Here is a 17,899-nt window from a genome sequence, read left to right as displayed (position 1 = left end):
CTTTCGGGCAGCGCAGGCTGCCCGTTGCTTATTCAGCCAGCAAACGGCCCTTCCCCCGCCAGCATCTGCTCAATCACCTGCAGCACGCCTTCCTGGTTATTGGACGGTGCGCCGTAGCGCGCAGCGTCTTTGACCCGCTGCGGCGCATTCTGCATGGCAAAGCTGAAGCGCGACTGCACCAGCATCTCCAGATCGTTACCGCCGTCGCCAAACGCCAGCACCTCATCGCTGCTGATGTCCCAGCGCTGCTGCAACAGACGCAGCCCGTTGGCTTTGTGCAAGCCGGGCACAATCAAATCCACCGAGCCGTGCCCGCTGGAGGTCGCCGCCGCCGCGCCCTGATGCAGACGCTCAATATCAGCCATCAGAATATCGACATAATCATCGGACAGATTCAGCGCAAACTTGAACAGCCGGTCATCGCCCACGTCAGCGAGGCTATCGATCGCCTTGAGGCGATGGCAGTAGTGACGCATTTTGACCAGCCACTGCTCATCCATGGTGTTGAAGTGATAAGCGCTGTTGCGGCCGCAGAGGATGTATTTCAGGTTGGGATAGTTACCGCGCTGCAGGGTATCGAGCACGGCATTAACGTCCTCGCGCGAGAACGCGCCGCAGAACAGCTCCTCATCCCTATCGAGGATCCACGCGCCATTTTCGGCGACAAAGGCGATCTCACTGGCGATGTCGGGAAAGAAGGATTTGAGCTGGTAATACTGATTACCGCTGGCGACCACAAATTTGATGCCGCGCCGCGTCATCTCCTGATAGCAGGCCTGAAAACGTGCCCGGTTGTACTGTTTTTTATCGTCGAGAAAGGTGCCGTCCATATCCACCGCCACCATTTTTACCATGGTCATCATGACTCCTTAACGCGTTGAAAGGAAAAACGGGTTGTCCAGAGAATAACCTGGTGAGCGGTGAAAGCGGAGAGAAACACGGATGGCCGTCGCCATCCGTGCGGCAGGATTAGTTAAATGCGTTATTCAGCAAAATGGCGGTGATAATCCCGGTCGCGGCCGCCACTAACACATAATTTCCGTCGATAAAGGCCCAGTGCTCGCCGCGCGGCGGCTCATACAGACCGCGTGCCCGCCAGTCATCGACGCGATAGTGTGGACCGCGAAACTCCGGCGGTGCCGGATAACCACGGCGAAAATCATGACCGCGCCAGGCAAAGCGATCGCCGCCACGATGTCCCTCCGGCATACGGTGGTCAGCATAGTGATCGTGACGATCCGGGCCCGGTCCGCGATCGTGGCCAAAGTCACGACGGTCATGATGATCGGGACCCGGGCCGCGATCCTGATGGCGGTCGCCGCCGTGCGAATCCCAGCGAGGATCACCGGGACCGTCGGCCCAGGAGACGCTGGAAAACAATGTGCTGCATGCAATAAATGACGCAATAATCGTAAGTGTTGTTTTTTTCATGGTGTTACCTCCAGGGATAACGGCAGTCTGCGCGCCGTTGAGGCTTACTATTACCTAAACAAAGCTAAAACAGCATTTCCAAAACTCTTAAAAATCGGTGACTTACAATACATTACGCCAGGTTAGCGCTTTCTTAACGATTGTGGAGACTTTATGGTGGCGTGGCACGATAAGGCTGGCAGGGAAATAAGCAATTAATTCAGCGGAAATAAAGAAAACCCGATCGCGGGGATCGGGCGGACAATGCTATTTCCATAAAAAGCATAAAGCGGGGAAACCCTGCTAAAAAGAGGGTAAAACTGAAGCACACAACGCCACATCACTAGCATTGCCCGGAAAGAATAACATTCATCAGGGCAAAATACTTTCAGAAAACTTCTATTTTCAGAAAAAACCGTAAAAATGTTCATGGCAGCGAAAATAACCACCAAAGGTACATAACGTGAAAGGAAATAAGGTCCGTGCTCTGACCAGCTGTCGCCAGGAAATATAGTCAGCCCGTATAAAATATCGACATAAAATCACAATACATTGAATTTGAAAGGTAAAAATTAATCAATGCCATTTTTTAGTTATGCCGCCATTTAAGCCGACCGGCAAAATAGCTGACCGGCACATTTCATTGATAGCGAGAGCCCTATTGCTGTGCTGGCAATTAATCGATGTGCGTGATTAATATAACGCTAATTTTTCGTTGCGCTGAAGCATAAGGTTAAATAACCAGCAAGCGGGCGCACAATAATTATGCGCCGGCTGTTAATCCAATTGCGCTGGCGAATTTAGCGGGGTGGCGCAGAAACAGGATATCGCTGAGTTGCAGCCGGATGGCGCAGCAGCGCCTGCGCCGGACGTATCGGCCGCCGCACCAGTTCACCCGCACAATTCGGACAACGCTGCGCCAGCACGCCTTCCGCGCAGTCAACGCAAAACGTGCACTCAAACGAGCAGATGCGCGCATCAGGCGAGGCCGGCGGCAGATCTTTATCGCAGCATTCACAGTTAGGACGTAATTCCAGCATGGCACTCTCCTGTCAGGGTTCAGGGCTATCATCGTCGCCGCCGACCCGGCGCGCCAGCCTGTGAGCGGACATAGGGCGGACAGTTCGGGACAGCTTTTCATCCTGCACGCCTTGCCTTGCGCGCTAAAAACATTACATTCCGCAAAAGCCGTTCTATAGTTCATTCGCTACGTTTATCTGCGAGGCTTTTGCATGCGTGTTAAAGGGTTAAATATCGGTTTCTTTATAGTGATTCTGGCGATTGTCACGATCGCCTTTTTTGATGTGCTGGCGCCCTATTTCTCTGCCATTTTGTGGGCGGCGATTCTGGCGGTGATCTTTGCGCCGCTGAAGTCACTGCTGCGGCGCAAAATGGGCGACCGCAACGGGCTGGCCTCTTTTGTGACCTTACTGATTATCTGCCTGATCGTGTTCACCCCGCTGGCGATCATCACCTCGTCGCTGGTGGTCGAGATCAATACGGTGTACACCAAGCTGCAAACCAATTCCGCGCAGTTCCCGACGGTGTTTGCCTCGCTGCTGCAGCATCTGCCGGAGTGGGCACAAACCTGGCTGGCGGATCACGATCTGAACAATGCCGCACAGATTCAGCAAAAACTCTCCGGCTTTGCGCTGAAGGGCGGACAATACATGGCGGGCAGCGTGTTCCTGATCGGTAAAGGAACTTTCACCTTCACCGTGGGCTTTGGCGTGATGCTTTATCTGCTGTTTTTCCTGTTGAAAGACGGCGCCTGGCTGGTCGGGCTGATTCTCGAAGCGCTGCCGCTCTCCACCTATGTTAAGCACCATCTGCTGATGAAATTTGCCGCTGTATCGCGCGCGACGGTCAAAGGCACCGTGGTGGTGGCCGTGGTGCAGGGGGTGCTTGGTGGCTTTGCCTTCTGGATCACTGACATCGACGGTAGCCTGCTGTGGGGCGCGCTGATGGCGTTCCTGTCGCTGATTCCGGCAGTCGGCTCGGCCATCGTCTGGGTGCCAGCGGCCATCTTCTTCTTCGCCACCGGTGCGCTGTGGAAAGGCCTGTTCCTGGTGGGCTTCTTCGTTATCGTGGTCGGGCTGGTGGACAACATCCTGCGTCCGCTGCTGGTTGGCAAAGATACCAAAATGCCGGATTACCTGATCCTGATTGCCACGCTGGGCGGCATGGAAGTGTACGGCATCAACGGCTTCGTGATTGGTCCCTTGATCGCTGCCCTGTTCATCGCCTGCTGGAATCTGCTCTCCGGCCGCGACAACCGGGAAAATGTCGAAGAGATCGACGAAGAGTTTATCGAAGAGGGTAAAACCCGCGAGTAGCAGCGGTATAACAACTAAAGACCTGCTGACGGGCCACTATCGCTCACTGGCAGGCTCATCCAAAGCGGCGCTTTAAAGCGCCGCTTGTCTTTTCAGCGCGGCCGCCAGGCTGTCTCGCACGCAACGCTGTCTGCGCCTTTACTGACCTTTCCCTCCTGCCTTCACCCTTTTACCGGGCTCAGTCAGCACTCAGCCCGGACGTTTCACAATTAAACCCATGCTGCTAAGGTGTCAGAGGACAATCGCGACAATCTGGAGCGTATAATGCTTACAACAATAATTTATCGCAGCCACATCTCTGAAGATGTTCCCGTCAATATCCTGCCGGAGATGGTGGCAAAAGCGAGTCTGCTCAATGCTGAGCATCATGTTACCGGCATCCTGCTGTTTAACGGCACGCACTTTTTTCAAATCCTGGAAGGGCCGGAGCAAGGCGTTCTGGCAATCTACGCCCGCATCTGTGCCGACCGGCGTCATCACAATGTGGTCGAGCTGATGCGCGACTACTCCCCTTCGCGGCGTTTCGGTAATGCTGGCATGGAGCTGTTCGATTTGCGTAATCACCACAGCGGCAGTGTGCTGCAGGCGGTGCTTGATCGCGGCACGTCGAAATATCAGCTGACCTATGACGATCGCGGGCTACAGTTCCTCAGAACCTTTGTCGAAGCGCGTGAAAAAGAGAACTACTTTGAAGTGCCGCCGGCTGATTGCTGGGAGTTCATCCCCGCGGAAGGGCAATCTCCCGCGCCGGCCAGTGGCGTCACTTTCCGCCCAGTGGTTGATCCCCTCGGCCGTGAAGTGACGGCCATTGAGGCGATTCCGCACGCGCAACCCGCCGGATTAAAGGAACATGAGCGTTACATTCATGACCTCAACGTGGTGACAGACGCACTGCATAAAGCCGGCCAGGCATGTCCCGATGGCATGACGCTGTATATCAGTATCCTGCCGATGACGCTGGTTTATCTTCCCGATGCGGTAAGTCAGCTGGTCAGCGCCATCGCGCAGGCGGAGCTGGTGCCGCAGCAAATCATTCTTGGCGTGAGCGAAACGGAAGTCATCTCCCGGCTGGAAGATTTTTCCACGGCGGTCAGACAGCTGAAAGAGGCTGGCATCAGCCTTTCCATTGATAACTTCGGCGACGGCTCGGCCGGTCTCTCTTTACTGGCGCACGTCCAGCCTGACCGGGTACGTATCGGCGCAAATATTGTACGTGATATTCATCGTAGCGGCCCGAAGCAGGCGGTGATGCAGGCGGTCATCCGCTGTTGTTCGGCGCTGGAAATCAACGTCATTGCGGCCGGCATTGAGCGTCCCGAAGAGTGGATGTGGCTGGAGGCGGCCGGGATCATCGATTTCCAGGGCAGCCTGTTTACGCCTGAGGGCGGCGCCGTGGCATGGCCTGAGAGCCGCGAGGCGATCTGAAAGCGGTTAAGCCTGACGACGCAGAACCTCTGAAGAGATAAAACGTCAGGCTCACAGGAGAAGACAATGCTGAGCGATGCCCGACTGCAGTTTATATCCAGCCATCCGGAGGAGAACGAACCGGAGGCGGTATCCATGGCGCGCGAGTTACTTCGGTACCGCAGTGCGCTGGCGCAGCCATGGGCTGTGGTGGAGGGACTGGGTGTGAAGTACGTGGAGGACGGTAACGGGGCGATGATCTGGCCGGCGCGTTACTGCGAACGCGGCGACACCTTACTTTATCGTCTGGATCAGGCGGCTTCAGAGGTCAGCGGGCGCGCTGAAGCCGCGGAACCCGTCAGAAAGTAGCGCCGTGATGGCCGGTGCGAACGCAAATGTCATCCTCTTTGCAACGCCGGCAACTCAATATGCTGATCATTGCGCCGATAACCCGCGTCCGGCATCTTTTAGCGGAGTTTGATGTGCTCAATGTGTCCGGGTGAGATTCCTGTGGTAAGCTCATTGCCCTAACCGCAGCCGGACAGACTGATGAAAAACAATTTTGACGATAAAATGGCGGATATCATCATCGGAGAAGCCGTAACGGCGTTACTCGATGATAACGTCGCCATAAGCTGGGCGGCCCTCAACGACAGGCTGCAGGCGATGCTTGACCGCGAAACAGACAGTGACCGCATTCGTGCTGTGCTGCGTGTCATTGAGGACGTCAGACGGGAAATGGAGATGAGCGCGGTGAAGAAAGAGGCGTTCACTGCCGGGCATTTTTCTTTTTCCGGCAAGCTGCACTGATCGCTGCCTGACAATCTGCCGCGCCTGACGCTGTGGTTTCTGCTATACTGTATGCTTATCCACCAACGGATGGAGGTCATTTGAGCGATGACACTACCGCCGAAGATATCTACGCCGTTATTGGAACGGTTGTGGCGCGCCTTCTTAAGCCGGACCAGCACCTGACACTTCAGGACATTACCCATGCACTGCATCATCTTGGCGAAACGGCAAGTGAAGATGAACTGCGGCAGGCCTGTTTAAACGCCATCAGTATGCTTGTGAAGCAGATGCACTAAGCTTAATCTACTGCTCCGGCTTACTAACCTTTTCAGAACCCTTCATCATCCGGCGTTCTGCCGACCACGATTTCAAGCACGTTGCGCAGTACATCCAGTTTGACAATATCGGTGGTCATCTCAAGCTCTGAGATGAGATACAGGATGATGGTTTTGCTCGTCACTTTTTGGCCATGGATGACGATGTCGCGAATCACGGCATCCAGTGCCGCGGCTTCGGCCGCATAGCGCTCACCGCCGCTGCGAAAATGGTGAATAAGGGCCGCTTCAGCGCTGAATGCGTGTTCGTTGGTTTGCATGTGTAGTTATCCGTAAACCGGGCGCTGCTGACAGCCCGGTGGTCGCCAAAAAAATCGGCCATCCTGAGATGGCCGTGTTATGCCGGGCGTCCTGCCACACTCCGGTTAATCACGAGATCGTATCGTCCCTGTCATTAATGCTTTTTACCAGCCCTGGGTTGTGACATCCCGCCCAGAGCAGCCATCGGCTTTTTACGAATTTCACGGGCTGCTGACTGCATCTGCATTTCCCTGATGGCGATCCTGATCGCCTCCAGACGGTCGGGATTAAATTCCTCTGCGGCCATTGACCGGAGCCGGGCTGAAACGGTCGCCACATTGATTCGTTCATTATTATCGAGCAGCCTGACCACCGCCTCGCCCAGAACGATTTCGGTTAAACGTTCAATTTGACTTCTCTGCATGCCCACCCCCTGCGGGACTGTGCCCTTTCGGACAAGTGGCTGCCCCTTCCCGGATCATAAAGCGCATGCTGCAGGTACCACCGATTATCCCTTTACGTATCAGCGTTCAAACAGCATGCCAATCAGCGTCTGGTAATGACGCTCTTCTTCATAATTTGCCGCGACCTCAAGGCGTCTCAGCAGTTTGGTGCAGATCGCCTTACGGTTGAGGTTTTTTCCTGCGCGCAGGATCTCAACGACAATCTGCCCCAGCGTTTCCTGCTGAGTAGGTGCTGTCGCTCTGCTGAAATAGCGGGCAATCTCACTGGCGCTGTCTGGAAATTTTGCAACATTCTGACGCATGATGAACCCCTCGAATGGTTAAAATACCGTCGCTTCTCTCTGTGCGTAAACTTATACAAAGAAATAAAACTTGTACAGCAATACTGTTTCTGTATTAGCTACGTTCTTGTGCAAAAAATGCTAACACCTTAATCTCAGGGGCTTACGCGCTGAAATAACCGGCATGATGGCTGGGTTCAGCGGCAGGAAAAACGGTATCGGTTTGGACAACCCGCTGATTTCCTGACACGGGGAGAGGATTGTTGCTGTACAGACGATATCGTATCGGTTACTTTGCGCCCTACAAGATGATCGTGTGCTGCAGGTGGACAAATGAGAAACAACGGGCTGCCGCCTTGTCACAATACCGGACTAGCCGGTTACTTCAGTCAGGTCACCGATCCCCGCCAGATTGCGCTACTGGGACGCATCACCGTTGAAATTTTGCGTCAGGAACGTCGGCTGACGCGCACCGCGATCTGTCTCAAGCTTATCGGGCACATCAATGACACGGACGATGACGTCGAAGCGGAACAGGCACGTTCCCTGCTGGCGATGCTGTTTGGTCGCTGATCGTTTGATTCATCCGCTCACCTTCAGCGCGTTGCACATCCGTCGCTAAAGCCCGCATCCGTTGCCACATGCCGCGTTGCCGAAAATCGTTAATACGAGGTTTGATGGTGGTGAAGACGTCATCCCTGACAGTTTTCTCCGGCCGGTACACGCTAACGCGCGTCCGATGAGGTCATCTACGTTGTCGTCTTCCGGCCAGAGCCGGACTACGTCTTATGGCGTCAGTTCTTCTCGTCGTTCAGGCCTGCAAGCGTCTGCAGGTACGGCACATGGATCGCGGCCTGCTCAGGCTCATCGAAGCTTCTGAGCCAGCCGATCGCCTCTGAAATCGCGGACAGACGTATGTCGCTGCCGCCAGCGCGTTTCATGTGTCTGAGCTCGTCGATAAGCGTATTAACGCTGATCTTCTTTTTGCCCAAAGCCAGGCTTAGTGCCGCTTCGCCAATAATGACGTGCCCTTTCCCGTCGTGTTGAATAGACAAATTTACTTCCTCCATTTCACGTTGATGAGAACCTCACGTCACACTGTAGACCCTATTGAGCGAACCGGTGCAGGCAAGTTCTGAAATGAAGCCTGTATCAGGATTTATTTTAGCGAGCATGAAAAATGCCGCGGCGGGTGCCGCGGCACAGCGTGCTGGGGATCAGGTTGATGACGCGGCTTGATCCGCAGGTTCACCAAAATGCTCGCGCATGTGGGATTCAATTTCTTCCAGTGATTTCCCCCGGGTTTCCGGCAACATCACGGCAATAAAAGCCAGGGAAGCCACATTGATTGCGGCAAAGATAAAGAACGCCTTATTACCAACCAGCGACAGCAAAGGCGGAAATGCCAGCGCCACCACGGCGTTGCATATCCACTGAAACGCTACCGCTGAACCGGTTAATACCCCGCGAACTTTCATCGGAAATAACTCCGACATCAGCAGCCAGTAAACCGGGGAAATGCACATCTGCATAAAGAACAGGAACACCAGAATACACGCCAGTGCCAGCAGACTTTGCGTCAGGCTTTGCGGCATGAGAACCAGCACCGCGCCCAGCGCCAGCTGCATCGCAATCACCACCGACAGCCCGGTCATCAGCATCGGGCGCCGGCCGAAATGACTGATGGCTTTAATGCCGGCAAAGGTGGCCAGTACCGATACCACCCCGTTGCCGATGGTGGCCGCAATCGAAGCACTGGTGCCCAGCCCGGTACTTTTCAGAATGACCGGCGTGTAATACATGAAGGCGTTGACGCCGGTAAACTGCGCGACGATGCCCATGCCGCAGCCCAGCAGCAGCAGACGCACAATCCATTTTTCTTTTAACAGTTCGCGTGCGGGTGGCCCCTGACGGGCTTCGCGGGCATTCTGCCGCATCTCTGCCATCTCTTTTTTAATCTCGCGCGGATTTTCCCGCAGTTTGCGCAGGATACGCAGCGCCTCATTAAAGCGCCCTTCCGCCACCATCCAGTGCGGTGAGGCCGGGACAAAAAAGGTGCCAATAAACAGCAGAATACCGGGGATCATCGCCAGCGACAGCATATAGCGCCACATGCCCGGATCGTGCAGTAACAAACTCATGGCGGCGCTGACGACATAAGCCAGCAGTTGCCCTGACACAATCATCAGTTCGTTGCGGCTGACCAGCGGTGCCCGGCGCTTTGGACCGGCAATTTCAGCGATAAAGACCGGAACCGTTGACGATCCGCCGCCCACCGCAAACCCCAGAATAAAGCGCATCACCACCATGATTTCCAGATTCGGCGCAACCGTGGTGCCTAACGCCCCGGCAATGAACAACAGGGCAAGGCTGCGTAACGTGATACGGCGACCAAAGCGGTCTGAGACATAACCGCTGATGAACGCGCCGAGCGCGGAGCCAAAGGTGAGCGCAGAGGTCACCAGCCCTTCGGTAAATGGCGTGAGATCGAGACCGCCCTGCGCGGCGGGCAGCGTCATGTAGGGCAGCGCGCCGGAAATAATGCCGGTGTCGTAGCCAAACGCCAGCGCGCCCATCGTGGCGACTAACACCACAAAAAACAGGCGCTGCTGAACAGTGAACGTCAGGCTGCCGCCATCATCTGATTGAGACTGCGAAGGATTTTGCTTGCTATCGTCCATGGGTGATTCAAGACCTGGTCAATGACGGGATAAAAAGGAGGTTTGAGTATAGTCAGAAACGAGAAAGTGTGAGGCCGGTCACGATTTTTACCGGATGGCGACGGAATAAAAATCCCGCACCACCCTGACTGCACAGCGCATATTTGCGCCGCAGCCGCGCCCTCGCACTGCGCTCAACCCCTGGCTGGCCTGCTGCAATCCCGCCCCCGACAGGGGGAAAATTTTCTGCTAAGGTACGCTGGCTGGTTAATGAGAAACACGCTGAGGCGTAACGCAGAAAGGCAGGTCCGGTGACAGATTGCTGAATTAACGTTCAGGAAAACGGTGTCTTTTAAGGTAGAACGTGAAAAAAGAAACGGTTAAGAAAAATATCATTCTCGCGGCGCTGCAGCTTTTTCGGGAGCGCGGCTTCAACAATGTTTCAACCCGCGATCTGACCAATACGCTGGGCATATCCCGCAGCCATATCTACCACTATTTCAAAAACTGGGATGCGCTGAGGCTGGACTCTATTGCTTTCATGCTGGATGAGGACGTTGCCGCTTTCTCTGTAGAGAGCGAAAAGAGGGATGATTCACAGCATGACGCCTTTTTTCGTGCGCTGGTGGATTATCTCCTGCCAGACGGGCCGGCTTCTCACTGGTTGATCTACCTCGAGTTGTGGCCGCTGGCGGCAAGGGATACGCAATTTGAGCAGCTGCTGCTCTCCAGCACGCAGACGTGGACGGCGATCATCCGTCAGGGCTTATCAGGCCAGGCATTTAGCCACCTCAGCGAAGCAGGTAAAGACGAGGTGGCGCATAATCTTCACGCCCTGATTGACGGTTACTCAAGCGCGCTAATTCTTAACTACTCTGCGGATAAGCGGACACATTTTTTTCTTGAGATAATGGCCGCCTTGCAGAAACTTTGTCGCTAGCAGGGATTTTTCCACATAGCCGCTTACCTCCCGGGCTTTAAATCATTAAACAGCCTGGCCATCTTGCTGCCGGCTGAGGTGTAGGCCGGATTGTTTTTCTCCGGCGCCATCCAGCTTTCATCCGCTTCCGGATGCGGTCCGCTCAGGAGTACCGTGCCTTTACCGTAAGTATATTTCGCCAGCGCGACATCACCGTTGGCATAGCGCGCCAGAGCGACAAAGCCGTGCGCGTCTTCGGCATTCAGGTAAGGACCATCCTGATAATAAAATTTTTCGGTTTTCCCCTGCCAGACAACATCGACAACGTAATCGCCCTCATCGGGTATGTTAGTCCCCTTGCGCATGACTTCAGAGTCCAGCGATGAGGGGATCAGCCCCAGCCAGTTTTCATCGGCCAGATACGCGCCCATGCACAATCCGAGAAAGCTTTTTCCATTGCGGACAAATTTGCGTATGGCCTCAGCCCCTTCGTCGCCCAGCGCAGCAAAGGCGCCGGGGATGTCCTGCCCGCCGCCGGGCTGGATGTACACATCAAAAGTGGCGAGATTATCCTCCGTGACCTTTATTTTTTCCTGCTCTCCGACATAGGCGATGTCCAGCGGCAGACCGCTCTGTTCCAGCGCTTTACGGACCATTTCGGAGCAGCCCGGACAACCGGCACCGCCGCGATAGATAGCGACATGGGTGACGGCGGCACTGGCCATATTCACGGTGGCTAACCCGCCGGCAAGCAGAATGGCAGCATACGTCAGAAGGTTCTTCATCAGATAACGCCAGAAACGGGAGGAGGCTCTCAGTAACATTGTTTTCACCATCAGCGGCAGGACCAGGCTCAAAATTAGAGCGACTGCTCAATTTAGGACCAGCACGAAGAGGCTGTCAACAGCCTGACAGCGTGAAAAACACAATCCTCTGTTTTAATTAAACTTTCACATGAGCCCGTTAACGGCTGCCGCGATTGTGCCGGTTGCAGAAGGAGTGTCTGAAGCTGATCGGCCGGGAATTATTCGATAAAACCGCTGGCTGACTGCCGTAACCGCCCGGTGATGGCGATCAGCCCTTCGATGTCTTCCGGCGTCAGCAAATCGAGGAAATTTCGCCGCACGCCCGCGGCATGTATCGGCCGCGCTGTAGCAAGCAGCTGGCTCCCGGCCTCTGTCATGCGGACTGAAATCCCTGCGCGAGTCGCGCGGCTGCGCTGTACCAGATCCCGGGCGGCCATACGTGAAAGCTGGTGCGATAGCCGCGACTTGTCCCATTCAAGGTATTCCAGCAGCTCACGCTGCAGCAGTACGCCCTGCGGACTGCGGTTGATTTCCATCAGGATCATGAAATCCGGGCCGGACAACCCGGTCGCCTCATTGATCTCTCTGACAATGCGTCCGGTGATGATTTCAGCAAGCCGGCGATATCCGCGCCATGCCTGCCACTCTGCGTCTGAAATCTCTGTGCTGCCCATTATTTATCCCGCCACGTAGTTGATATGTCAACTTTGTGATTATACAGTATCCACTTTACATCGGGGAAGAACAGGCATGTCGGACAAACTGACTATCGCTATCGTGGGCGGCGGCCCGGCAGGCCTCACGGCGGCCGTGATTCTTCAGCGCCACGGTTTTAACGTGACGGTGTTTGAGGATGAGCCGGCGGATGCTGCGCGGAGTCAGGGCGGCTCACTGGATTTGCATGCTGACAGCGGCCAGGTGGCGCTGCGCAGAGCGGGCCTGCTGGAGCAGTTCATCAGTATCGCCAGGCATGATGATCAGGAAAGCCGGATGCTGAATTACCTTACCGGAGACATTGAGGTCGACAGATTCACGCCGGAAGGTGAAATGGATAAACCGGAAATCGATCGCGGCGAGTTGAAAAACCTGCTGCTGAGCGCCCTGCTGCCGCAGACCCTGCAGTGGAATCACAAACTGCATTACGTTGACTATGGCCAGCAAAAAGCGCACGGGCTGGTATTCAGAAACGGCAGGCGCTACGAAGCCGATATCGTGATTGGTGCAGACGGTGCCTGGTCGCGGGTCCGCCGTTATCTGACACCGGTACGTCCGTTTTATACCGGCATTACCTTTTTCGAAGGCTGGATAGATCACCCGTCCGACCAAATCAACAGCATTGCCGGCAACGGGACCGCGTTCAGCTTCAGCGGTGCGCAGGCGCTGGTCACGCAACGCAACGGCGGCGGGAGGATTTGCGTCTATGCGGCGATGAAGCGCGCCCCTGATGTCATCGATCAACACATAGCCTCCTCCGGCCTCACCGCCTGGGTGCGCGACAGCTACCGCGACTGGGCCGCTTCCCTGCAGTTGGTGGTAAACGCCACCGGTGACTATGTCAGACGCCCGATTTACAGCCTGCCCGCCGATTTTGGCTGGGCACCACGGCCGGGCATCACCCTGATTGGCGATGCCGCTCACCTGATGCCGCCGGTTGGCGTCGGAGTCAACCTGGCGATGCTTGATGCTTCAGACCTGGCTCTGGCACTGTGCGAGGCCTCGCACCCGCAGAACGGACTGCGCTCTGCGGAGACCCTGATTATGGAACGCGCACGCGACATGATGCCTGATGCAATAGCGGGGTTTCAGAACTGGTTCGATGAGAGAGCCTGACACCAGTTTTACGTGACCCGCCACCCGCGGTTTACTGTTGCTTTTGTTCCGCCTCTTTCTGTTTTTTGGCGGCCATGTGGTGGCCCACCGCGCAGCCAGCTGCCGCACCGGCAACGCCATGATGAACCAGATGACCTGCCACGCCGCCAGCGACGGCGCCTTTCAGGCACCCTTTTGCCTCTGCCTGGGCGCTAACGACTAAAAGAAGGCCTGCCGCTGCCAGGGCCGCAATCCACTGTTTTTTCATTGCCGTAAATCTCCATAAAGATACGTGTTATGTCAGTAATGCTGAGCATAGCCTGGCAGCACTGACGGCATGATATACAGGAGGTAAACGGCGAACTTTGTTACCTATGGTTACGCTTATGCAGCAACGGTCTGCTCAGGACAAAGTCAGTCAGGGCGCAAAACGCACCGGTATCTTTTCTTTCAGATACACAGGCCGCATGGGGAAGGTGTTGGCATCTATCGCCTGCTTTACCGCATTGATAGCGACGGCGCACAGATCAGCATCTCCGCCCTGCGCAGTGACGTTTGTCGGTGGCTGACCTAAGGGTTGCGTAATGACCAAATCACAGGTCTTACCGTGATATAAATTCGCGTCAAAAAACCGATACTGTATTGCGGTAACGACCTGACAAAGCCACAGATGCGTATCTTTATTTGCTATTTGCGAGGAGGTTTGCGATTCGCACTCGCTTCTTATCTCGGAAGCGGTTGGAAACCTGAATGACTGCCTTGTTGTTTGTTTAGTATGGGACTGGCAGCCGACTAATAACATGACGGCGATAAGTGAGAGTGTTTTTTTCATCATGGCATCCATGCAGATCATTTATGCATTTATAGCATCCCGGATAGATTGCGGAAACCGTGCCTGCTATCGGGTTGCTTTCGCATTGGCAGCGAATACTCACCCCAGCAACCGACCGCATTCCAGATGTGAGAATAAACAGTGTAACGTCTCATGCCAATTCGCAGACCCCATCAAAGGTTGCGAAATAAGGCCAGCGTGTTTTGGCCAGCCTGACATGCAGGGATAGGTTTCTGTTGAAAGGTCGGGACGGCTGCAGAATAAATTCAGCAAAGATCTTTCCGCCCCACCCGACTCAATCCCCAATATGCACGTGATTTATTGAGCGTCCTTAGTCTGATTTCTACTCAGGAACGCTGAGCCCTTTTACGTCAGACACGAAATGTGTCCACCATCCCCCGCAGAGCGTGCGCCTGCTCAGAGAGAGACTGAGACGCCGAAGAGGACTCTTCAACCAGCGCAGCGTTATTCTGCGTGACACCATCCATCTGACTTACCGCAATGCTAACCTGAGAAATGCCCTGCATCTGTTCTGAAGAAGCCAGTGAAATATTATCCATGGCCTCTGCCAGTTCGCCCACCATGCTGACAATCTTCAATATGCTCTGCCCTGTACCTGCTGCCACCTCAACACCGCTTTCGACCTGCTCAACGGCCTGTTCAATCAGCTGTTTGATGTCGCGAGCAGCATTTGCACTGCGCTGTGCAAGCGTTCTGACTTCACCGGCAACCACGGCAAAACCGCGTCCTTCTTCACCTGCCCGGGCGGCCTCCACCGCTGCGTTGAGCGCCAGAATGTTGGTCTGGAAGGCAATGCTTTCGATCACGGAGGTGATGTCCCGTACCTTTGTCGCGCTCAATGAGATCTCATTCATGGTTTCAGACATACGCTGTACGTCGGCCTCACCTGCGCGTGCCAGCGTTGCCGCATCCCGGGCAGACCCAGCGGTCTGCTGCGCGCCGGCCGTATTACTTTTCACGGTGGCGGTAAGCTGCTCCATACTGGCCGCAGTTTCCTGCAGTGCTGCAGCCTGCTCCTCAGTGCGGGATGACAATTCTGTATTGCCCTGTGATATCTCATCCGCCGCCAGCGCCACTGAAGCAGCAGAGTCTTTTATCTTTGACACCAGACCACGCAGGTTTGCCTGCATGCCATCCAGAGAAGCCATCAGGCTGGTACTGTCATTGTTTCGCAGCGTTACAGGCGTCGTCAAATCGCCAGAAGCAATGGTTGCCGCAAGAGTCTGCGCCTGTACAGGCTCGCCGCCCAACTGACGCATCAGTACGCGAATGGTCATAACGCACGTTCCCACTGCCAGCAGTGCTGATGCGGCCGCGAGCAACATCAGGATCAGCGATGCCCGGCGTGTCGCCTGACTGTTAGTTTCAACAGCAGACTGCGTGTTTTTCATCTGAACCAGCGTCATGTCATTAAGCGCTTTGAGCAAGGTACTCTGCACCGGGCGCGTGACGTTCAGCAGATAGGCAGTGGCTTCCTCAGCACGATTTTCAAGCCCGAGCCGGCCAGCCTGCTTCAGCGACGAAAGTGCAGGCTCCTCAGCTTCAGTAATGCGGCTCATGACTTCCCGCCCCTGCGGTGTTGAATCCTCCTGCATCACCTCAGCCAGAGCCTTACGGCTGGCTATATACTGCGCTTCTTGTTTTTGTACGCGCTCCCATTCAGGCTTCATTGCCTCAATATCTGTTAAGAGCGCCAGGTTACGAACCGCAATGCCCATATCCCTGATGCTGCCACGCATATCCAGCACCAGCTGATACTTTTTCATTTTGACGTTAACCGCATCGTCCATACCTTTGCTCGCATTACTCAGGGCGTTGAGCGCAATGCCGGTACAGATAATAAAAAGTACAACAAGCAGGCCAAAGCCCGTTGCAAGTCGGGTGGATATTTTCATATTAATTCTCGCTGTAAGTAGATGAGAGTGTCAGATATGAATGTGTTATCGGCATTGTGTGACGCAGATTCATCACCCGGAATGGTTAATTTTAAAATTCATTTCGGACATGTCGTTCAGATTGACGCAGCTACACATCGCTATATTAGTGACATTCTCAATATAAAATTAACCAACGAATTTTTGAGAGAAATAATTCTTGCATGCAAATAATCAATACCTAGCTCATAACCGTCCGCACCAGGAAATTTTTCACCGATATGCTACCGCTGACACCCTGTTCTTTTCCTGGCGCAATAATTCTGAATCCGCCGAGGGGAAATGGTAAAAACCATTGATTTTAATGAAAAAAATGATGATTGAATTTTCTTCGATTGACCTAAAATCGTGCCAACGTTAAACACCTGTTATCATCCAGCCGTAACGCCACGAAACCAGAACGAGAAAAATAGCCCGCAAAGTTTTTATAAAAGGTTAATTATTATTTACCATCCCCGCTTAACAGGTGACAGGTTGATATTAACGGCCGTAAGTATTTAGCAGGAATGGCCTGACGCGATCCCGAGTCAGGTGCCATAATTATTTCTAAAATATTTTCAATGAATATCGTCATCCGCGCCTGACTGACAGCGGTTCAGAAAATCTGTCTGGCAGGAAACATCGCATCTATACTGAATGGTCAGGTTAACTTATATAATTCCTGTCTAAAAAGGCATTGCGCGTTGACTGTCAACGAGAATAATTCATCAGGGTGCTTATGCCCCAGTGAGCTGGCGTTTCGCCTTGTCATGTCGTGCTCTGGCATCAGCACAGAGATAGGCGGATGGGAGAGCATCGAAATGGTTCAGCGGTATGCTCACCTGGCACCGAATCATCTGACAGAGCATGCGAGGCAAATTGACGCGATTTTTGGCAGTCGTGTCCCAAATCAGTCCCACGGGAAATTTTGAAGGCTGAAGGAGGTTGTTAAGTGATTGATTTTGTTTGGCACGCCCTACAGGATTCGAACCTGTGACCTACGGCTTAGAAGGCCGGTGCTCTATCCAGCTGAGCTAAGGGCGCATAGAAGATGCGTCGGATTATACGTCGGCACGCTGGCGCGTCAACGTTTTTGCCGCCAACGGACGGCAGAGTGTCGAGGGAATGAACAATTCGCCTTAATGACGCTGACGCCACTCACTCAGCGAGATCAGATTACTCACCTCCGCGGATTCCCCTTCCAGTTCAATCCCCTGCGGCGTAAAGCGCGCATTATACTGCTCGCGTAACGCATTCAGCTCCTGGCTGTCCGGCTCCAGCTGGCGCAGGAACCCTAGCGCCAGCAACAGCTGCTGCCGTGAAATCAGAGCGGAGAACCCCGCCTTCGTCAGAATGTGATGCCAGCGCTGCGCGTTCTCATCGCTGCCATCGACAATCAGCACCTGCCAGATCAGCAGCACTGCCGCGCCATTATTGAGGTGCGCTTCGTTGTCGCCGCGAATGTAATCGGTGAACTCGTTTGCCGCCTCTTTGCCCATCTGCGCAAGCAGCGATTCAACGTGCACCGGCGGCAGCTGCAGCCGCTTGCTGAGCGCCTGCGCGGCGTGGCGCGAACCGGCGGTCAGCAGCTGAAATCCCACAACAAACACTATCGCCAGCGTGGCGAGCATCAACCAAATCATCACGTGTTCCACATCATTGCCTGGCGGGCATAAT

General features: G+C 54.5%; 22 protein-coding genes, 1 tRNA gene and 1 pseudogene. 9 read left to right on the top strand and 15 right to left on the bottom strand.

The window, feature by feature from the left end; all coding sequences use genetic code 11:
• Window positions 1-32: 32 nt before the first annotated feature.
• The 3 genes from C1Y42_RS01280 to C1Y42_RS01270 all read right to left on the bottom strand — a co-directional run bounded on the left by C1Y42_RS01280 (window position 33) and on the right by C1Y42_RS01270 (window position 2,450).
• Window positions 33-860: a Cof-type HAD-IIB family hydrolase gene (locus tag C1Y42_RS01280; RefSeq protein ID WP_021508604.1), complete on the bottom strand. Its 828-nt coding sequence runs from the start codon at window positions 858-860 to the stop codon at window positions 33-35.
• A 109-nt stretch (window positions 861-969) separates the two neighbouring features.
• Window positions 970-1,431 carry an RcnB family protein gene (locus C1Y42_RS01275; protein ID WP_058769425.1) on the bottom strand — a complete coding sequence of 154 codons (462 nt, stop codon included), beginning with the start codon at window positions 1,429-1,431 and terminating at the stop codon, window positions 970-972.
• 779 nt (window positions 1,432-2,210) lie between these two features.
• A complete protein-coding gene (locus C1Y42_RS01270) occupies window positions 2,211-2,450 on the bottom strand; it encodes a DUF1272 domain-containing protein (protein ID WP_010615634.1) in 240 nt (79 codons plus the stop codon).
• 192 nt (window positions 2,451-2,642) lie between these two features.
• Here C1Y42_RS01270 and C1Y42_RS01265 point away from each other — a divergent pair, with 192 nt between their 5' ends.
• The 5 genes from C1Y42_RS01265 (at window position 2,643) to C1Y42_RS01245 (ending at window position 6,238) form a co-directional block, all read left to right on the top strand.
• Window positions 2,643-3,746 carry an AI-2E family transporter gene (locus C1Y42_RS01265; RefSeq protein ID WP_058769423.1) on the top strand — a complete coding sequence of 368 codons (1,104 nt, stop codon included), beginning with the start codon at window positions 2,643-2,645 and terminating at the stop codon, window positions 3,744-3,746.
• Between the two features lie 264 nt (window positions 3,747-4,010).
• Complete coding sequence (locus tag C1Y42_RS01260) at window positions 4,011-5,171, top strand: diguanylate phosphodiesterase (protein WP_104092678.1); 1,161 nt, start codon at window positions 4,011-4,013, stop codon at window positions 5,169-5,171.
• Window positions 5,172-5,237: 66 nt separating this feature from the next.
• Complete coding sequence (locus tag C1Y42_RS01255) at window positions 5,238-5,519, top strand: hypothetical protein (protein ID WP_021508608.1); 282 nt, start codon at window positions 5,238-5,240, stop codon at window positions 5,517-5,519.
• 180 nt (window positions 5,520-5,699) lie between these two features.
• Complete coding sequence (locus C1Y42_RS01250) at window positions 5,700-5,960, top strand: hypothetical protein (protein WP_021508609.1); 261 nt, start codon at window positions 5,700-5,702, stop codon at window positions 5,958-5,960.
• Between the two features lie 80 nt (window positions 5,961-6,040).
• Window positions 6,041-6,238 carry a hypothetical protein gene (locus C1Y42_RS01245; RefSeq protein ID WP_021508610.1) on the top strand — a complete coding sequence of 66 codons (198 nt, stop codon included), beginning with the start codon at window positions 6,041-6,043 and terminating at the stop codon, window positions 6,236-6,238.
• Window positions 6,239-6,270: 32 nt separating this feature from the next.
• Here C1Y42_RS01245 and C1Y42_RS01240 read toward each other — a convergent pair whose 3' ends face one another.
• From C1Y42_RS01240 to ycgZ, 3 genes are all read right to left on the bottom strand, one after another.
• A complete protein-coding gene (locus tag C1Y42_RS01240) occupies window positions 6,271-6,537 on the bottom strand; it encodes a biofilm development regulator YmgB/AriR family protein (RefSeq protein WP_088516274.1) in 267 nt (88 codons plus the stop codon).
• Between the two features lie 134 nt (window positions 6,538-6,671).
• Window positions 6,672-6,941, bottom strand: a complete 270-nt coding sequence (locus C1Y42_RS01235; protein WP_104092677.1) for a hypothetical protein — start codon at window positions 6,939-6,941, stop codon at window positions 6,672-6,674.
• A gap of 99 nt (window positions 6,942-7,040) precedes the next feature.
• Window positions 7,041-7,283 (bottom strand): regulatory protein YcgZ, encoded by a 243-nt coding sequence (gene ycgZ, locus C1Y42_RS01230; RefSeq protein ID WP_021508613.1) that lies wholly within the window; start codon window positions 7,281-7,283, stop codon window positions 7,041-7,043.
• Window positions 7,284-7,595: 312 nt separating this feature from the next.
• Between ycgZ and C1Y42_RS01225 the strand changes: the two genes are divergently transcribed.
• Entirely contained in the window at window positions 7,596-7,835 is a 240-nt protein-coding gene (locus C1Y42_RS01225; RefSeq protein WP_021508614.1) for a biofilm development regulator YmgB/AriR family protein, read from the top strand.
• A gap of 221 nt (window positions 7,836-8,056) precedes the next feature.
• On the opposite strand, the gene C1Y42_RS01220 is transcribed toward C1Y42_RS01225, so the two are convergent.
• Complete coding sequence (locus C1Y42_RS01220) at window positions 8,057-8,317, bottom strand: hypothetical protein (protein ID WP_059010549.1); 261 nt, start codon at window positions 8,315-8,317, stop codon at window positions 8,057-8,059.
• 162 nt (window positions 8,318-8,479) lie between these two features.
• A complete protein-coding gene (locus C1Y42_RS01215; RefSeq protein ID WP_104092676.1) occupies window positions 8,480-9,943 on the bottom strand; it encodes a sugar porter family MFS transporter in 1,464 nt (487 codons plus the stop codon).
• Between the two features lie 343 nt (window positions 9,944-10,286).
• Between C1Y42_RS01215 and C1Y42_RS01210 the strand changes: the two genes are divergently transcribed.
• Entirely contained in the window at window positions 10,287-10,862 is a 576-nt protein-coding gene (locus tag C1Y42_RS01210; protein ID WP_104092675.1) for a TetR/AcrR family transcriptional regulator, read from the top strand.
• A gap of 23 nt (window positions 10,863-10,885) precedes the next feature.
• Here C1Y42_RS01210 and C1Y42_RS01205 read toward each other — a convergent pair whose 3' ends face one another.
• Together C1Y42_RS01205 and C1Y42_RS01200 are read right to left on the bottom strand one after the other, a co-directional pair.
• A complete protein-coding gene (locus C1Y42_RS01205; RefSeq protein WP_233210678.1) occupies window positions 10,886-11,626 on the bottom strand; it encodes a BPL-N domain-containing protein in 741 nt (246 codons plus the stop codon).
• Window positions 11,627-11,865: 239 nt separating this feature from the next.
• Window positions 11,866-12,321: a MarR family winged helix-turn-helix transcriptional regulator gene (locus C1Y42_RS01200; protein WP_058757920.1), complete on the bottom strand. Its 456-nt coding sequence runs from the start codon at window positions 12,319-12,321 to the stop codon at window positions 11,866-11,868.
• A gap of 76 nt (window positions 12,322-12,397) precedes the next feature.
• Here C1Y42_RS01200 and C1Y42_RS01195 point away from each other — a divergent pair, with 76 nt between their 5' ends.
• Window positions 12,398-13,477 (top strand): NAD(P)/FAD-dependent oxidoreductase, encoded by a 1,080-nt coding sequence (locus C1Y42_RS01195; protein ID WP_104092674.1) that lies wholly within the window; start codon window positions 12,398-12,400, stop codon window positions 13,475-13,477.
• 31 nt (window positions 13,478-13,508) lie between these two features.
• Here C1Y42_RS01195 and C1Y42_RS01190 read toward each other — a convergent pair whose 3' ends face one another.
• The 3 genes from C1Y42_RS01190 to C1Y42_RS01180 all read right to left on the bottom strand — a co-directional run bounded on the left by C1Y42_RS01190 (window position 13,509) and on the right by C1Y42_RS01180 (window position 16,204).
• The gene (locus C1Y42_RS01190; RefSeq protein WP_021508621.1) at window positions 13,509-13,724 is read right to left on the bottom strand and encodes a hypothetical protein; all 216 of its coding nucleotides are present in this window, start codon (window positions 13,722-13,724) and stop codon (window positions 13,509-13,511) included.
• Window positions 13,725-13,874: 150 nt separating this feature from the next.
• Complete coding sequence (locus tag C1Y42_RS01185) at window positions 13,875-14,300, bottom strand: cell envelope integrity TolA C-terminal domain-containing protein (RefSeq protein WP_233210677.1); 426 nt, start codon at window positions 14,298-14,300, stop codon at window positions 13,875-13,877.
• A gap of 359 nt (window positions 14,301-14,659) precedes the next feature.
• Window positions 14,660-16,204 carry a methyl-accepting chemotaxis protein gene (locus C1Y42_RS01180; RefSeq protein ID WP_104092673.1) on the bottom strand — a complete coding sequence of 515 codons (1,545 nt, stop codon included), beginning with the start codon at window positions 16,202-16,204 and terminating at the stop codon, window positions 14,660-14,662.
• Window positions 16,205-17,016: 812 nt separating this feature from the next.
• Here C1Y42_RS01180 and C1Y42_RS01175 point away from each other — a divergent pair.
• Window positions 17,017-17,154 (top strand): annotated as a pseudogene (locus tag C1Y42_RS01175) (integrase); the annotation flags it as partial.
• Between the two features lie 35 nt (window positions 17,155-17,189).
• On the opposite strand, the gene C1Y42_RS01170 reads toward C1Y42_RS01175, so the two are convergent.
• Both C1Y42_RS01170 and C1Y42_RS01165 read right to left on the bottom strand, forming a co-directional pair.
• Window positions 17,190-17,266 (bottom strand) — tRNA-Arg (locus tag C1Y42_RS01170).
• Between the two features lie 95 nt (window positions 17,267-17,361).
• Window positions 17,362-17,865, bottom strand: a complete 504-nt coding sequence (locus C1Y42_RS01165; protein ID WP_104093006.1) for a DUF1198 family protein — start codon at window positions 17,863-17,865, stop codon at window positions 17,362-17,364.
• Window positions 17,866-17,899 lie beyond the last annotated feature (34 nt).

The sequence above is a fragment of the Pantoea sp. ICBG 985 genome (assembly GCF_002928365.1).
GTDB classification, from domain to species: domain Bacteria; phylum Pseudomonadota; class Gammaproteobacteria; order Enterobacterales; family Enterobacteriaceae; genus Pantoea; species Pantoea dispersa.
This window is presented reverse-complemented; position numbering and strand designations above follow the sequence as displayed.

Bases quoted from the DNA above. Each gene is read 5' to 3' on its own strand.
- C1Y42_RS01280 (WP_021508604.1), bottom strand. From the start codon at position 860: ATGACCATGGTAAAAATGGTGGCGGTGGATATGGACGGCACCTTTCTC.
- C1Y42_RS01275 (WP_058769425.1), bottom strand. From the start codon at position 1,431: ATGAAAAAAACAACACTTACGATTATTGCGTCATTTATTGCATGCAGC.
- C1Y42_RS01270 (WP_010615634.1), bottom strand. From the start codon at position 2,450: ATGCTGGAATTACGTCCTAACTGTGAATGCTGCGATAAAGATCTGCCG.
- C1Y42_RS01265 (WP_058769423.1), top strand. From the start codon at position 2,643: ATGCGTGTTAAAGGGTTAAATATCGGTTTCTTTATAGTGATTCTGGCG.
- C1Y42_RS01260 (WP_104092678.1), top strand. From the start codon at position 4,011: ATGCTTACAACAATAATTTATCGCAGCCACATCTCTGAAGATGTTCCC.
- C1Y42_RS01255 (WP_021508608.1), top strand. From the start codon at position 5,238: ATGCTGAGCGATGCCCGACTGCAGTTTATATCCAGCCATCCGGAGGAG.
- C1Y42_RS01250 (WP_021508609.1), top strand. From the start codon at position 5,700: ATGAAAAACAATTTTGACGATAAAATGGCGGATATCATCATCGGAGAA.
- C1Y42_RS01240 (WP_088516274.1), bottom strand. From the start codon at position 6,537: ATGCAAACCAACGAACACGCATTCAGCGCTGAAGCGGCCCTTATTCAC.
- C1Y42_RS01235 (WP_104092677.1), bottom strand. From the start codon at position 6,941: ATGCAGAGAAGTCAAATTGAACGTTTAACCGAAATCGTTCTGGGCGAG.
- ycgZ (WP_021508613.1), bottom strand. From the start codon at position 7,283: ATGCGTCAGAATGTTGCAAAATTTCCAGACAGCGCCAGTGAGATTGCC.
- C1Y42_RS01225 (WP_021508614.1), top strand. From the start codon at position 7,596: ATGAGAAACAACGGGCTGCCGCCTTGTCACAATACCGGACTAGCCGGT.
- C1Y42_RS01215 (WP_104092676.1), bottom strand. From the start codon at position 9,943: ATGGACGATAGCAAGCAAAATCCTTCGCAGTCTCAATCAGATGATGGC.
- C1Y42_RS01205 (WP_233210678.1), bottom strand. From the start codon at position 11,626: ATGAAGAACCTTCTGACGTATGCTGCCATTCTGCTTGCCGGCGGGTTA.
- C1Y42_RS01200 (WP_058757920.1), bottom strand. From the start codon at position 12,321: ATGGGCAGCACAGAGATTTCAGACGCAGAGTGGCAGGCATGGCGCGGA.
- C1Y42_RS01195 (WP_104092674.1), top strand. From the start codon at position 12,398: ATGTCGGACAAACTGACTATCGCTATCGTGGGCGGCGGCCCGGCAGGC.
- C1Y42_RS01190 (WP_021508621.1), bottom strand. From the start codon at position 13,724: ATGAAAAAACAGTGGATTGCGGCCCTGGCAGCGGCAGGCCTTCTTTTA.
- C1Y42_RS01185 (WP_233210677.1), bottom strand. From the start codon at position 14,300: ATGGATGCCATGATGAAAAAAACACTCTCACTTATCGCCGTCATGTTA.
- C1Y42_RS01180 (WP_104092673.1), bottom strand. From the start codon at position 16,204: ATGAAAATATCCACCCGACTTGCAACGGGCTTTGGCCTGCTTGTTGTA.
- C1Y42_RS01165 (WP_104093006.1), bottom strand. From the start codon at position 17,865: ATGATTTGGTTGATGCTCGCCACGCTGGCGATAGTGTTTGTTGTGGGA.